Origin of the sequence: Halomonas sp. NPDC076908, assembly GCF_050269715.1 — a bacterium.
Lineage (GTDB): Bacteria > Pseudomonadota > Gammaproteobacteria > Pseudomonadales > Halomonadaceae > Vreelandella.
In genome coordinates this window covers 145769-159409 of sequence record NZ_JBNNIW010000003.1, presented here as the reverse complement: position 1 = coordinate 159409, position 13641 = coordinate 145769, and the positions used below count along the sequence as shown (strand labels likewise).

Annotated in this window: 12 protein-coding genes; 5 read left to right on the top strand and 7 right to left on the bottom strand. The window is 54.3% G+C overall.

The annotated features are described in order from the left end of the window. Positions 1–35 precede the first annotated feature (35 nt). A complete protein-coding gene (locus tag ACQKE4_RS02970) occupies positions 36–1166 on the top strand; it encodes a DUF294 nucleotidyltransferase-like domain-containing protein (RefSeq protein ID WP_427386822.1) in 1131 nt (376 codons plus the stop codon). Between the two features lie 11 nt (positions 1167–1177). Here the strand turns inward: ACQKE4_RS02970 and ACQKE4_RS02965 are convergent, their stop codons facing one another. Genes ACQKE4_RS02965 through ACQKE4_RS02950 form a run of 4 tightly spaced genes read right to left on the bottom strand, consistent with a single transcriptional unit; the run spans position 1178 to position 6574 of the window. After that, positions 1178–3931 (bottom strand): ATP-binding protein, encoded by a 2754-nt coding sequence (locus ACQKE4_RS02965; RefSeq protein WP_427386821.1) that lies wholly within the window; start codon positions 3929–3931, stop codon positions 1178–1180. 2 nt (positions 3932–3933) lie between these two features. Then, positions 3934–4143 (bottom strand): hypothetical protein, encoded by a 210-nt coding sequence (locus ACQKE4_RS02960; protein ID WP_427386820.1) that lies wholly within the window; start codon positions 4141–4143, stop codon positions 3934–3936. Continuing rightward, entirely contained in the window at positions 4140–6203 is a 2064-nt protein-coding gene (locus ACQKE4_RS02955) for an exonuclease domain-containing protein (protein ID WP_427386819.1), read from the bottom strand. Before ACQKE4_RS02955 ends, ACQKE4_RS02960 begins: the two co-directional genes overlap by 4 nt. Beyond that, positions 6200–6574, bottom strand: a complete 375-nt coding sequence (locus ACQKE4_RS02950; protein WP_427386818.1) for a response regulator transcription factor — start codon at positions 6572–6574, stop codon at positions 6200–6202. The genes ACQKE4_RS02955 and ACQKE4_RS02950 overlap by 4 nt, the downstream gene beginning before the upstream one ends. Positions 6575–6922: 348 nt before the next feature. Here ACQKE4_RS02950 and ACQKE4_RS02945 point away from each other — a divergent pair, with 348 nt between their 5' ends. The 4 genes from ACQKE4_RS02945 to ACQKE4_RS02930 all read left to right on the top strand — a co-directional run bounded on the left by ACQKE4_RS02945 (position 6923) and on the right by ACQKE4_RS02930 (position 11157). Beyond that, on the top strand, positions 6923–8599 hold the full coding sequence (locus ACQKE4_RS02945) for a carbon starvation CstA family protein (protein ID WP_427386817.1): 1677 nt from the start codon (positions 6923–6925) through the stop codon (positions 8597–8599). Between the two features lie 58 nt (positions 8600–8657). Continuing rightward, on the top strand, positions 8658–8960 hold the full coding sequence (locus ACQKE4_RS02940; RefSeq protein WP_427386816.1) for a cory-CC-star protein: 303 nt from the start codon (positions 8658–8660) through the stop codon (positions 8958–8960). Between the two features lie 113 nt (positions 8961–9073). Continuing rightward, positions 9074–10081: an ArsA family ATPase gene (locus ACQKE4_RS02935; protein ID WP_427386815.1), complete on the top strand. Its 1008-nt coding sequence runs from the start codon at positions 9074–9076 to the stop codon at positions 10079–10081. Further along, on the top strand, positions 10081–11157 hold the full coding sequence (locus ACQKE4_RS02930; protein WP_427386814.1) for a tRNA-queuosine alpha-mannosyltransferase domain-containing protein: 1077 nt from the start codon (positions 10081–10083) through the stop codon (positions 11155–11157). Before ACQKE4_RS02935 ends, ACQKE4_RS02930 begins: the two co-directional genes overlap by 1 nt. Here ACQKE4_RS02930 and ACQKE4_RS02925 read toward each other — a convergent pair. From ACQKE4_RS02925 to ACQKE4_RS02915, 3 genes are read right to left on the bottom strand one after another with little or no spacing between them, the layout of a single operon-like run. Beyond that, positions 11154–12224, bottom strand: a complete 1071-nt coding sequence (locus ACQKE4_RS02925; protein WP_427386813.1) for a hypothetical protein — start codon at positions 12222–12224, stop codon at positions 11154–11156. The two genes, ACQKE4_RS02930 and ACQKE4_RS02925, sit on opposite strands and share 4 nt — an antisense overlap. Before the next feature lie 12 nt (positions 12225–12236). Beyond that, positions 12237–12875 (bottom strand): endonuclease III, encoded by a 639-nt coding sequence (gene nth / locus ACQKE4_RS02920; protein WP_427386812.1) that lies wholly within the window; start codon positions 12873–12875, stop codon positions 12237–12239. 55 nt (positions 12876–12930) lie between these two features. Beyond that, positions 12931–13632, bottom strand: a complete 702-nt coding sequence (locus ACQKE4_RS02915) for an electron transport complex subunit E (protein ID WP_427386868.1) — start codon at positions 13630–13632, stop codon at positions 12931–12933. Positions 13633–13641 lie beyond the last annotated feature (9 nt).

Below are 13641 nucleotides of genomic sequence, written 5' to 3'. Positions count from 1 at the left end.
TCTTAAGCTGTCACGATAAAGAGAAGGGGAGGCATATGCGTGTTGTCCACCGGGCCTCACCCTGGCGCGCTCTGCTAAACGATGACGGTAAGTTAAATGCCAATGCAATTAATGCGCCGCTCAACGCGCTGTTCACTAAAATTTCTCCCCCACCTGTTTCATTGCCCGATGCGTATGCCTGGCAACTGTCGCTGGTTGAAACGCTTGTACGCTACGACCTGCCAGCCTGGCGTATTAGTCACATTATTAGTGACCACAATGCTTGGCTTTATCGCCAATCCATCGCGCTATCGCTCGACGAAATGCAGGCACAAGGGTGGGGCGAACCGCCAGTCGACTATTGCGTATTAATGCTGGGTTCCGCGGCACGCTATGAGAGCCTACTTGGCCCCGATCAGGATAATGCGCTGATTATCGATGACTACCCTGATCATCGTCACGTTGAGATCGACGGCTACTTTCAGGCGCTGGGCGAGCGGTTTACCCAGCGCCTAGATGAGGCCGGCATTCCCCTTTGCCGAGGCCATGTGATGGCCCGCTGGCCCATGTGGCGCAAGCGGTTACGTGAGTGGCAAGCGCAGCTAGAAATTTGGAGCGCTGACCGCCAAGTGAAACGGGTTCAGCAAACCAATATTTTGCTCGACTTTACCCCGGTGGCAGGTAATGCGGCGCTTGCCGAACGACTGGGCGATATTATTGCTTCACTCCTCCCCAAAGCATCGCTGTTTATGAATGAAATGGCGGCGCTACTCGATGAATTGCCGGTGGCATTGGATCGTTTGGGGCGCATTGCTTCAAATCCAATCCTTGATGCTCCCCACGATCAAGCCATTAATCTCAAGCATCAAGGCTTAATGCCGTTGATCAGCGCCGCGCGGTTACTTTGTGCGCGCCACGCGCGGCGAGAAATAGCCACCTGTGAGCGTCTGATGGCACTGAGCCATACCGAGAACGTGCTGCTAACCTCGACGCAATCGGAGTTGCTGGTGGCAGCGTTTGAGCGTCTTCAGCAGCTTCTCTTGGATCAGCAGCGTTATAACAAAGCCTGTGGTCAAACTGCCGATGGGTGGGTTGACCTACGCCGCCTGCGTGAAGACGAGCGGCTGTTATTGAAGTTTGATCTTCAGCAGATTAGAGCGTTTGTTCAACGCGTTAAAAGCGTATAACGCTGGTCTGGTTAAGGATGAGTATCATCAGGCGCCGCTGGCAATTCCAGGGTCAGGCAGGCACCGCCTAAGGTTTTAGCATCCTCCACCCAAAGCCGCCCCCCCAGATGCGCGATAATGCCCCTGCTAATCGGCAGCCCTAATCCACTCCCTCTAGGCCGCCCCTTGGGAATATCATCGTCTTGCTGGATTTGATGGAATTTCTCGAATACCCGCTCCCGCTCATCAGCGCTAATACCGGCACCGTTATCCTCGACGCTTAAGCGGAAATGACGCCGATGGCGATAAAGCGATAGGCGCACTTTTGGCTGATGGCGGTCGGCAAACTTACCGGCGTTATCAAGCAGGTTAATAATCACCTGTTCTAAACGGTCATGGTCGCCCACCACCATCGCGGGGTCAGCTTCAAGACTCACGTCGAGCTCAATTCCCCGCTCTTCATGTAAGTGTGCAATCGCGTCGATGCTATGCCGGGTGAGTGCCGCAAGATCCAGGGGCACCGGGTTAAGCGTTAAACGACCGCTCTCAAGGCGAGCAAGGTCGAGTATCTCCTCAATTAAGCGGGAGAGCCGCTGGCTCTCATGAACAATCACGCCGAGAAAGTGCTGGCGCTTTACGTCGGGTAGCTGGCCGCTATCGCGCAAAATCTCAGCAAACGCACGAATCGACGTCAGCGGCGTGCGCAGCTCATGGCTGACCATGGCGACGAATTCATCTTTTAATCGATCTAGCTCACGCAGCCGTTCATTGGCGCTGCGTAGCTCTTCGCCGATTTGCACTAGCTCTTGAGATTTTTGCTCTAAGCGTCGGTTGTACTCAAGGGTCTGCGAAGTGGTATCAAGAATACTCAGAATCGACTCGATATCCAGTGCCTCGCCGCGGACAACTGAGTTGATCAGTACCCGCGCAGAAGCGCTGCCCAGCGACCCCGCCAGGGCCTGCTCTGCGCGGGTAATCAGTTCGGCAGTGGCAAGTTCATCAGCGGAATAAGCGGCTTTCGCCCCGCCATGACTAAATACCCTGCGGGTAGCTTGAGCACCCAGATAGCGAACAAGCAGTTCTTTTAGCGCCCCTTGGGTAGTTTGCCCACGCCATAGTGATGTAGATAGCGATGTGGTTTGCAGATTGGGATGCATCGCTTCGGTGAAAAGCGCCGCCTGGGTTTGCTCAAGCGGCGTCTGCCGAGTAAACAGCGAAATGCCAACCAAAAGCCCCACGTTAGCCAACATGCTCCACAGCAGCGAGTGGCTATAAATATCCCAGTTTTCAAGCCCGAACAGCGCATACGGCGTAAGCCATGTGATGCCCCAAGGGCCTTCTGTGAGCAGGGTGGCATTGAGCCAACCCGACTGGGCAAAACCGGGTAGCAGCAGCGTATAGCACCAAACCAAAAAACCGGCAATTAAGCCAGCAGTGGCGCCTTGGCGAGTCGCGCCGCGCCAGTAAAGACCGATCAATAGGGCAGGGGCAAACTGCGCGGCGCCGGCAAACGAGACCAGCCCAATAGTGACTAGGCTATAGGAGTCACCAATCAGCGCATGATAGAGATAGCCGAGCAGCAGAATAAGCACAATGGCCACGCGACGAATGCCCAGTAGCCAGCCCGCCAGCTCACCCTTGGTACTCAGGTGTAAACGGCGTGAACGCAGCAGCAGCGGCATCACCAATTGGTTACTGACCATGGTTGAGAGTGCAATCGTCTCAACAATCACCATGCCCGTGGCAGCGGAAAGACCGCCAATAAAGACCAGTAGTGGTAATCCTTCAAGCCCAGCAGAGAGCGGTAGGGTCAACACAAAACTATCCGGGTCGCCTGCGCTTACCCCTAGCAGTAAACCGGCTAGCGCAATCGGAATCACAAATAGATTGATGAGCAGCATATAGAGGGGGAAAAGCCAGCTCGCTCGAGTTAAGTGCTGTTCATCGACATTCTCAACCACTAGCACTTGGAATTGGCGGGGCAGGGTTAAAAAGGCCAAAAAAGCCAGCACCAGCATGCCCACCCATCCTGTGGCACCCCCCGGCATGCTATCTAATCCCATGCTGTTTACCAGCTCTGGCGTAGCGGCAACTTGTGCAAACAGTGCGCCGGGCCCTTCAAACATAACAAAGACCACAAACACACCGACGGCCATAAAGGCCACCAGCTTCACCAGCGACTCCAGCGCGATGGCTGCCACCATGCCTTCGTGGCGTTCGCTGGCATCCAAATGCCGGGTACCAAACAGAATAATAAACACCGCCAATACCAGCGCTACCCAAAGGGATTTATCCATCCAGAAACGCTCATCCACCAAGGTGGTGTCTGCGGTGTAGGGGTAGTTGATCAATACCGCGTGGCTGACGGTAATGGCTTTTAACTGCAGCGCGATATAGGGCGTGATACTGATCAGTGCCATCAAGGCAACCAGCGCCCCTAAGCTAGTGCTTTTGCCATAGCGGGCGCTGATAAAGTCGGCAATCGAGGTGATGCGTTGGCGGGCGGCGATACGCACCATTTTACGAATAACCGAAGGGGCCAATAGCATGGCCAACGTCGGTCCTAAGTAAATAAGTAAAAAGCTTGGGCCATGCTCTGCTGCCCGGCCCACGCTGCCGTAAAACGTCCAGGCAGTGCAGTACACCGCGATGGAAAGGGCGTATACCGTTGGTGAGCCAATCAACGACCGCCCTTGTTCGGCACGCCGGTCACCCCAGGCGGCCACCACAAACAGCAGTGCCAAGTAGCCAAAGGCGGTACCGAGAATAATAGGATCTGTGCGCATGGTCAGCGCCCCGCGCGATGTTCCATCAGCCAGGCGGTTAAACCGATCACTACTGCCCAAGCGATAAACAAATAGAGTGGCAGCCAACCCACGCTAAATGAAGGTAGGCGATCGATCACAATAATCAGCGGTGGGCAGAAGAGCAGCAAGGCAATCGCCACTAAGGCCGTTAAACGCTCTGCTTGTCGTGATTTTACGCCTGAGGATTTCATGAGGCACTGGCATCCTGTCGGTCAAAGGCATTGGCTTGCAGCGCGAGCAGTTGCTCAAGAGTATCGACGCCCCTCGCCTCCAGGCGTGGCAGAAGCGCAAGCCATAGTTCAGCGGTCACGCGGGCATCGCCTAATGCAGTGTGGCGGGTGCCGGGCGGGAATACCAGATCGTAACGTTGGGCAAGACTATCTAAATCGTGTCCATCTAGCGCCTCATCCAGCGCCCGGGAAATCAGCAGGGTATCAATGACGGGAATATCAAAGGTGACCCCTTTATGGCTGATGGCAAGCAGATCAAAGGCCGCATTATGGGCTAATAGCACCGCTTCCCCTACGTAGTCACGAAACCGGGTGAGCACAATATCCAGTGGCGGCGCCCCCATCACATCGGCATCCGTTAGGCCGTGGATAGCGGTGCTAGCGGGCGGGATGGGCCGCTGTGGGTCAACTTTTTGATCAAATGCTTCGCTAGCCAGCAAGCGAGCGTTCACCACCCGGCAGGCCCCCAGGCTGATAACCGTATCGCCACGGCGCAGCTCAAGCCCCGTGGTTTCAGTATCAAACGACACGACTTCTAAACTACGCAGTGAGCGACTGGCGAGGGCCTCATCTGGCGGGGGAAGATCGGCAATGCCAAAGTCGTGGAACTCCGGACGAGGGGGCGCCGTTTCCCGCGGGGCACCAACCCGTTCCATAGCGGGAAGCGGAAGACGCAGGCGAGCATGCGCGCCATCCTCGTCAGCAAGGCTCCAAATATCGCTGGCGTGTTGGCGTAGCACATCTGCAACGCTAGGATTGAGCGGCAGTGAGGTGAGCGGCTGCTGACGCCATTCAGCTAGTTCATGTTCGGGTATCGCTTTGCCATGCCAAATAAGATCCAAGTAGACGCGCTTATTACCCAGGCATATTTCACCCTCAAAGCCACTCTCGGGAAGGTGGGTACTAAGGTGCTTTACCAAAGAGTCAAACAGCGCAATCAGTGCAGGGGCATCGCCTTTAAACCATGCAGGCATGCCTACAGGGGTGATTAGGCGGTGTTCGGGATCAAGCCGTTCATCCAGTGCTTGCCAAAAATCGTTCGACCACATCGGCGTTAAGCGCTCGCCTTGATGCTGCATCTCATCAAGTAGCTGGCCGATTTTAGCGACGTTGTCGCCCAGTGTTTTGCCCTCTTCATGAATAACCCGCTCAAACCGTTGGCGTAATAACGATGTGTCGGCATCGCCTTGATGGCGCAATTCGATCAGCGCATCGGCAGCGCTGGTCAAGCTGGCGGTATGCTGGCGCAGCGGTGTGAGCATGTCAGCAAGCTCTGCTCTAACGCCCATTTCGCTCGACCACGACGCGGTGGCATCACTAAACGTCAGCAGCGTTTCACCATCGCTACCCGGCACGCGGCGCAGAATGACTTTCAGCCAACGATCATCACAGGGGGCGAGTAGTTCGCGTGGGGAGCCGTCGTTGGGTAGCTGGCTTAGGGCCTGCTGCAGACTAGTAACGGGAAGCAGGGCTTCCAGGCGTTTGCCTAAACCAAGGCCTGTATTACCTACAAAAAAGTCCTCAGCCGCCTGATTGAATAGCATCACTCGGCGATGGTGGTCACACAGCAGCAGCGGTGTTTCAAGCACTTGCAGTAACGTTTCCAGCTCCTGGCGAATGCGTGCGGCGCTACGTGCACCCTCAGCATGAGCCGTCGCCAAACGGCTGCGATCCGATCGCCAGCTTTCGCGCACCCGGCGTAAATCTGGCCCCAGGCCTTTCAGCCAACCTTCGGGCGGGTGCTCATCCCGGGCATCGGGGGTGGCGACCAAGCGCGCTAACTGCACCTGTAAATGGCGCAGCGGTGTAAACAGCATCCGTTCGAGGACTAAACCAACGAAAAAAATTGTTGCGCCGCCAGAAAAGCTGCCTAGCCATAGCGCTATTCGGGCGATGCCCGTCGGGGCGAGTTGAGTATCTAGCCAAGCAGCAAAAATAGCGCCACCGAGCAGACTGATGCCGCTCAGCGCAAGCCAGATGCCAATCAGGCGCTGACGCTTGGGCAGCCCACCTCGCGTCATGGCTGCTCCTCGTTGAGTAGCGCTTTAACTTTTTCAACCAATGACTGAGTCGAAAAAGGTTTGGTAATATAGTCATCGGCACCTAACGCCATACCTTTTTCACGCTCTACATCGCGTCCATGGGCCGTCAGCATAATAATAGGTAGTTGTGCGGTTGCTTCTTTACTGCGTAGTCGCTCTAACACATCAAAACCGCTGATGCCTGGTAGGCTAATATCGAGCAGTAATAAATCGGGTCGAGTATCTTCAACCCGAGCCAAGGCTTGCTCGCCATCCTCAGCGGTGACCACCTCGAAGCCCGCTTGCTCCATCAAAAACTCTAGCGATAAAACAATGTTGGGTTCGTCATCGACTACGAGCACTTTGACCATGGAGTTCTCCTGTCATTATTAGTGTTAGAGCTGCCTAAACTCCTGAATTCAAGCAATAAGTGCAGCATCAACAAGCGATGTATGGCTATCAGTCTAGTGAGATGTAAGGGGGCAGCCAAGACGACCTTGGCCGAATGCTTATACCGATATAGGCAGTGAAGCGTCGCTTTAGCAGAATGTATAAGTAAAAGGGCCTGACAACTAAGACTTTAGAATCAATTCAAGCTGTTAAAATTGTATTCTTATGGACTTACCCGTTTACTCATACCACTCTGTAAGTTGAGACGCGTGTCTATTCCCTGGTTTAGTAAATAAACAATAACAACCAAACCCAAAGGAGCAGCGCCCATGAGTGCTATTTTCCTGTTAGTGGTAGGTCTTGGCGCAATGGCCGTGGGGTACTTCGTGTACTCCAAGTTTATTGCGGAGAAGATTTATCAATTAGACCCTGATTTTAAAACCCCTGCCCATGAGTTTGAGGACGGCATTGACTATGTGCCGACCAATCGGTTTGTCTTATGGGGCCACCACTTTACCTCTGTTGCAGGCGCTGCTCCCATTGTGGGCCCTGCCATTGCCGTTATCTGGGGGTGGGCACCAGCCTTTTTATGGGTAGTGTTCGGCACCATTTTCTTTGCCGGTATCCATGACTTCGGTGCCATTTGGGCCAGTGTACGCAATAAGGCAAAATCGGTGGGGGCTCTCACTGGCGATGTGGTTGGTAAGCGTGCCCGCAGTATCTTTATGATCGTTATTTTCTTGGTTTTGCTGATGGTTAACGCGGTATTCGCGGTGGTCATTGCCGGGTTGATGATGAACTTCCCCAGCGCCGTGGTTCCTGTGTGGGGCGCTATCATTGTCGCGTTAATCATTGGTCAAATGATTTACCGTCGTATTATGAGTTTGGCGGTGGTTTCTGTGATTGGCGTAGTGGCGCTGTACGCGTTAATCGGTATTGGGCCATCGGTGCCCATTCAAATGCCTGCTGAAGTGGCGGGTATGTCGGGCAATGCCATCTGGATTCTGATTCTATTTGGTTATGCCGCGATTGCTTCACTATTGCCGGTCTGGATGCTGCTTCAGCCACGGGACTATATTAATGGTCTGCAGCTGTTTATTGGTTTGCTGATTCTGTATGGCGCCTTAGTACTCTTAAATCCAACGCTAGTGGCGCCAGCATTTAATAGCGATGTCCCTGCAGGTACGCCGTCGTTATTACCGCTGCTATTTGTCACTATTGCTTGTGGTGCCATATCGGGCTTCCACGGTTTGGTCTCTTCCGGCACAACATCCAAGCAGTTGAACAAAGAGACCGACGCGCGCTTTGTCGGTTATTTCGGCGCTGTAGGCGAGGGTATGCTCGCCCTGGCAGCAATATTGGCAGCCACCGCTGGGTTTGCCACTTTAGGCGACTGGCAGGCCATGTATACCTCCTTTGGGCAGGGCGGGGTCAATGCCTTTGTGCAAGGCGGTGCGTTCATTATTCATAACGGCTTAGGTTTGCCGGAAGTGACCGCAGCAACACTGCTAACCGTCATGGCGGCGCTATTTGCAGGTACCACCATGGATACCGGCCTGCGCTTGCAGCGCTATATTTTTCAAGAGTGGGGCGATATCTATAACCAGCAGTGGATGAAGAAGCCCGCTATTGCGACAGGCTTAGCGGTGGGTAGCTGCTTGCTACTGGCATTTGGTGCAGGCGGCGCCGATGGGTCCGGTGGCTTGATTATCTGGCCGTTATTTGGCACCACAAACCAGCTGCTGGCAGGCCTAACGCTACTGGTCATTACCGTTATGTTGGTACGCATGAGACGCCCTATGTGGTTCACGTTGGCGCCATTATGCTTCCTGCTGGTGATGACGATTTTAGCGCTGCTCATCCAACTGCGTACGTTCTGGAATCAGGGCAATATGTTCCTGCTGGTACTGGACATTGTGGTACTGGTGGCAGCCATTATGGTAGCCATGGAGTGTGCATCAGCCCTCAAACGTTCACGGGCTGAAATGGCCGCTCAAGGTGACTAAACGCTAGTGGGTATTTGTTACTGGCTATGTCTGCACGGGCTATGGAGGAGTAAAGCTTATGCACGATGACCCGGGCAATGGGTCGTCGCCGCGTCGTGACAAGGTACGGGCCTGGTTGGACCAGGCCCGTTTCTTTACTGAAGAGGTGTATAGTTCGCGCTATCGGGGAGCTATTGCTCGGGCGCGACGCGACGAAGACGACCTGTTTATGCTGTTAGTATTTTCTGAAATGATGGGGTTACAGAATCCTGCCGCTTACTACACCCTTGAGCTTCAGCCGCTACTACTTGAGCGTTTTCACGACTGGCACAAGCGGATGGGAATGGAGCACTCGCCGCTGGATCATTTTCGCTGTTGTTAATGATGGTGAGGAGTGAGGAGTGAATCGTGAGTGGTGAATAGCGTATTGATGTTATCGATAACTGTGCGTTTCTATTGCCTTAAACGCGCTATGCCGAATAAGTGAGAAGCGCTATGCAAGCAGTACTTAACCGTCGGCTACTGTGGGTCGGTGGCAAAGGGGGCGTGGGTAAGACCACTGTGGCGGCGTCGTTAGCGGTGCTTGCCGCTAGTCGGGAGAAACGGGTGTTGGTGGTGTCCACAGACCCCGCGCACAGCCTAGGCGATGTGTTTGATCGTGAGCTGGGCGATGTGCCGCGTCGGCTGCTACCTAATCTTGATGCTATGGAAATCGACCCTGATATTGAGGTAGAGGCCCACTTACAGCGGGTCACGCAGCAGATGCGCCGCTACGCTGCTCCTGAAATGATGCAGGAGCTGGAACGCCAGATGCGCCTAACCCGTCAATCGCCGGGCACCCAGGAAGCCGCATTGCTAGAGCGGCTTGCGCGCTTAATGGTGGATGACACGGCTCCCTACGACCTTATTATTTTCGATACCGCACCAACGGGCCATACGCTAAGGCTTCTAACCCTCCCCGAAGCTATGGCCGCCTGGACCGATGGTTTGCTGACCCATAACCGTAAATCGGCTGAACTGGGTAAGGTGTTGGATCATCTGACGCCTAAACGCGGTCGCGATGTGGCAACGCCTTTTGACGATCCTACTGAAGACCCACTGGATGATTTGGACGAGCGTACCCGCGATGTTGCTAAAACGCTAATCACTCGTCGCCGCTTATTTCATCAAGCAAGACGCCGTATTGAAGACCCTAAGGCATGCAGCTTCCTGTTTGTGATGACACCAGAGCGGCTGCCAATACTAGAGACCGATCGTGCTGTTCGGGCGTTAGAAGACGTGCATATACCCGTTGCAGGTACGCTGATTAATCGAGTGATACCTGCCGATGCAGACGGGGCTTTTCTGCAAGCGCGTAGAGAGCAGGAGGCGAGTTACTTGGCGCGCATTGATACGCTGTTTGCTCGTTTACCGCGGCCCACCTTGCCCTGGTTACCGACTGATGTTCAGGGTATTGAAGTGCTAGAAATGTTGGCAGGCAAGCTCGAGCAGCAGGGCTTTTAATGCGGGTATTACTGTTATCTGCTTATGAAGCCGTCAGTCACCGCTACTGGGCGCAGAGTTTAATGGCGCAGCTTGATGACATTGAGTGGACGTTATTGAGCCTGCCGCCACGCCACTTTGCCTGGCGCATTCGCGGTAACCCCTTGAGTTGGATGTTAAAAGAGCACGCCACTTTAAGCCAATTGTTTGATGTGGTGCTGGCCACCTCAATGGTTGATCTCGCCACGTTGATCGGGCTGTTCCCACATCTTGGCCAGGCAAAAAAGATCGTCTACTTTCATGAAAACCAGTTTGCCTATCCGGAATCAAGCGATCAGATGCCGCAAGTGGAAGCCAAGATGGTTAACCTCTATACGGCGCTAGCCGCGGATAGCGTGGTATTTAACAGCGCCTACAATCGCGACTCCTTTATTGATGGTGCGCGGACCTTTTTAAAAAAAATGCCGGAAAATCTCCCCGCCGCTAAACCATTGGAAGCGCTACGCGAGCGGGCCAAGGTATTGCCGGTTCCGATTGCGGATAGCTCTGCGCCTCGCCAGCAATCGGCCGTTAAAACAACAGTGCCACAGCGTATCGTCTGGAATCATCGCTGGGAATATGACAAAAATCCGGATGACTTCTTTGCAGTGCTGTTTGCCTTAAGCGATGCCGGGGTAGCGTTTGAGCTGGCGGTACTGGGTCAGCGCTTTCGCCAAACACCCGCTATTTTTGAGGAGGCGGAGCAGCGGCTGGCAAAGCATATTATCGCCTGGGGGCCGCAGCCAGAGGCAGCGTATCGTGAGTTGCTGGATAGCGCTGGTATAGTGGTGTCGACCACTTGGCACGAGTTTCAGGGGCTGGCAATTATGGAAGCGGCTCAGCGTGGGGCGCTGCCATTAGTGCCGGATAGGCTATGCTTTCCTGCGCTTTACCCTGCTGCCTATCGCTATGATGGCACCCGGGAAGGGCTTTACGCACGGCTTTATGATTGGCTAACTGACCCGGTTAGTCGTCCTGAGCCCCTTGATACTACCGCTTGGCAGTGGCCCGCTTGGCGCGAGGCCTATCGGCAGTTGTTAGGGTCCTCGAGACGCTAATCAAGCCGGTCTAAACGTCGCGTTGGCCAGTGCACGACGGCGGTATGGCGGCGCATTTTTTGCGCAAGCTTAGGGTGCTGTTGGCGAATGACCTGCTCTGCAAAATCTGACAGAAAGTGTGATTTAAGCTCAGCGCGGGCTCGGTCGACGCCACTGTGCTGGTAGGGCGTTGACGCCAGCAGCATAAAGCCATCGTCTGGAATTCTCCCTGCGCGCATATTGGCATCAATGATAATGGCCGCTGTGCCAATGGGGGCTGCTAAATCAGGTCCGTAAGGCCCAATAATCAAGGCAGTATTGGGCAGGTGTAAGAAATCAAAACCACGACCAATGCAGATCACCCATTCGCGGTGCTCAATATCAAGCTCTCGCTCAACACCTTGCAGTTCACTAACGTGGGTTAGGTTGCCTTCTAGCAGGGGGAGTAAATCACGCTGCATAGCGTGGGGCATGTCTGGGCAAATGGCATTGAGTTGATTGCTTAACACTTCGGGGGCGTGTCCTATCCATTCACGCACATCGAGTGTTTCGCCTTCGTGCCCATGAAGAATCAGTGCATCGCTATCGGTTTCAAAACCGCACACCAGCGGGTAAACCTGTTGGTGGTCTTGGCCAAATAGCTTGCCCGCCTGTTCGGCAATCTCATAGGCGTGTGCTTTAGCGGCCTGTGTATCGCAATTAAAACCAGCGCAGCCGCGGGCTGTGTTACCGCTGGAAAAGTGATAGGTAATCAACATTAGCGTAGCCCGCCCCGCCTGAGCCGAATCGACTACCGTATCGGTTAACAATTCACCCAAATAGGGCCAGCCCAGATCAAAAATACCGCCCAGATTGCGAAACGGGGTAATAATGCCTAGCGGTGTGCGGGTAGCGTGGGGAATATGAATGCGCCCATCCATGCACTTCATTACTACAATGGAGGTCGGGTGCTGTGCCATATAGCGTTGCCGAGCCAGCCATGCGCCAGGGCTACAGAAGTGCTCCGCATGTTGCTTAGAGAGGTCCAGAAGCGCATCAATGCGCTGCTCGATGGGCTGGTCGTGTAGCAGCGTGGCGGGGGTAGGCATGGAGGACTCCGTCTATGCGATTTCGGTTTTGTCTTTATAGTCGCACAGATCCTCAATAATGCAGCTACCACAGCGCGGCTTGCGGGCTATGCAGGTGTAACGGCCGTGCAGGATCAGCCAGTGGTGGGCATCTTGTAAAAATGCTTTCGGCACATGGCGCAGCAGTTTCTGTTCCACCTCAACTACATCTTTCCCCTTGGCAATACCGGTACGATTGGAGACACGAAAAATATGCGTGTCCACCGCCATAGTAGGTTGGCCAAACGCCGTGTTGAGAATCACATTGGCGGTTTTACGGCCTACGCCAGGCAGGGCTTCTAACGCTTGCCGGGTATTAGGCACTTCGCCGCCGTGCAGGTTGACTAGCATATGGCAGGTTTTCATTAGGTTTTCGGCTTTAGTGTTGTACAAGCCAATGGTTTTAATGTGTGCCTTCAGCTCATCAATACCCAGATCAATAATCGCCTGGGGAGTATTGGCAACGGGATAGAGGCGTGCGGTGGCTTTGTTCACTCCCACGTCGGTGGCTTGTGCGGAAAGTAGCACGGCCGCCAGCAGTTCAAAGGGCGTATTCCAATTAAGCTCGGTAGTGGGATGGGGGTTCTCTGCCTGAAGGCGAGCAAAAATTTCATGACGCTTTTGGGCATTCATGGCGTGTCTCTTTATGTATACGAGCGATGCTATATAAGCGCTTTGAAGCATGCCGTTATTTAATGGTGCCGGTAACCCTTACGCGACGCTCAACACGTGGGGCGGCTGCGTCTGGCCGGGCGCGGGCAGCGCTGCGCTGATCAATGGCGTTTTTAAGGGCGATTAACATGCCTGCCACAAAGAAGGCCCCGGGCGGCAGAACAAAAAACAGAAACTGATAGTCGTCGGCAATAGTCAGTTGCCAACTGGCTGCTTGTGGCCCAAATAACAGCGCCATATCGCTAAATAGCGTGCCTTGGCCAAGTAGCTCGCGTAGGGCGCCCAGTACCACGAGTACCACAGCAAAACCTAACCCCATCATAAAGCCATCAATGGCAGCTGGCAGCACCGGTTGACGTGAGGCAAAGGCATCGGCACGGCCAAGAATGGCGCAGTTGGTAACGATCAGCGGAATAAAAATACCCAGCACTTGATAGAGTGGGTAGGCGTAGGCGGCCATGAGCATTTCGGCGCAGGTTACAAAGGCGGCAATCACCATCACAAAAGCAGGTAGACGCACGGCATTAGGTACTTGGTTGCGAATCAGCGAAATCACCGTGCTGGCGCCGACCATCACCATTAGCGTGGCAATTGCCAAGCCCAGCGCATTGACCACGCTACCGCTCACCGCTAACAGCGGGCAAAGCCCCAGTAGTTGCACCAGCGCGGGGTTATTCGACCAAAGCCCATCACGGGCAAGTTGGCGCCATTGGCTAATGGGAGTGAG

Coding starts and splice junctions, on each gene's coding strand:
- ACQKE4_RS02970 (WP_427386822.1), top strand. CDS start 36: ATGCGTGTTGTCCACCGGGCCTCACCCTGGCGCGCTCTGCTAAACGAT.
- ACQKE4_RS02965 (WP_427386821.1), bottom strand. CDS start 3,931: ATGCGCACAGATCCTATTATTCTCGGTACCGCCTTTGGCTACTTGGCA.
- ACQKE4_RS02960 (WP_427386820.1), bottom strand. CDS start 4,143: ATGAAATCCTCAGGCGTAAAATCACGACAAGCAGAGCGTTTAACGGCC.
- ACQKE4_RS02955 (WP_427386819.1), bottom strand. CDS start 6,203: ATGACGCGAGGTGGGCTGCCCAAGCGTCAGCGCCTGATTGGCATCTGG.
- ACQKE4_RS02950 (WP_427386818.1), bottom strand. CDS start 6,574: ATGGTCAAAGTGCTCGTAGTCGATGACGAACCCAACATTGTTTTATCG.
- ACQKE4_RS02945 (WP_427386817.1), top strand. CDS start 6,923: ATGAGTGCTATTTTCCTGTTAGTGGTAGGTCTTGGCGCAATGGCCGTG.
- ACQKE4_RS02940 (WP_427386816.1), top strand. CDS start 8,658: ATGCACGATGACCCGGGCAATGGGTCGTCGCCGCGTCGTGACAAGGTA.
- ACQKE4_RS02935 (WP_427386815.1), top strand. CDS start 9,074: ATGCAAGCAGTACTTAACCGTCGGCTACTGTGGGTCGGTGGCAAAGGG.
- ACQKE4_RS02930 (WP_427386814.1), top strand. CDS start 10,081: ATGCGGGTATTACTGTTATCTGCTTATGAAGCCGTCAGTCACCGCTAC.
- ACQKE4_RS02925 (WP_427386813.1), bottom strand. CDS start 12,224: ATGCCTACCCCCGCCACGCTGCTACACGACCAGCCCATCGAGCAGCGC.
- nth (WP_427386812.1), bottom strand. CDS start 12,875: ATGAATGCCCAAAAGCGTCATGAAATTTTTGCTCGCCTTCAGGCAGAG.